Source organism: Shewanella sp. T24-MNA-CIBAN-0130 (assembly GCF_040310185.1).
In the GTDB taxonomy this organism is placed as follows: Bacteria; Pseudomonadota; Gammaproteobacteria; order Enterobacterales; family Shewanellaceae; genus Shewanella; species Shewanella psychromarinicola.
Genome location: NZ_JBEOPP010000439.1, coordinates 1 through 253, shown reverse-complemented (window position 1 = coordinate 253; position 253 = coordinate 1). Strand labels below are relative to the sequence as shown.

The window sequence follows — 253 nt, the reverse complement described above, 5'->3', positions numbered from 1 at the left end:
CCATCATTGTTCACATGATAAAAACTCTGATCTCAATTTTTATCTATACAAGGAGGATTTAGATGACTTAAGTCAATGGCCACTAATCAACACTCTATATGACCGGGTAAAAGATCAAAGTATCACTATCGTGTTGCCTTATGACATTAGCGATCTGTCTATTGAACATCGAATTACGCTTTCATGGTTTGCACATCATCCAAGTATCACGATTAAAAAAATAGACTCTAGCAAACAACCTAATGGTAAAAAG

General features: G+C 34.8%; 1 protein-coding gene. It reads left to right on the top strand.

Annotated features, from left to right (window positions below):
- The coding region (locus tag AAEZ02_RS23035) for a hypothetical protein (RefSeq protein ID WP_351125477.1) at positions 1–253 on the top strand (253 nt) is incomplete at both ends.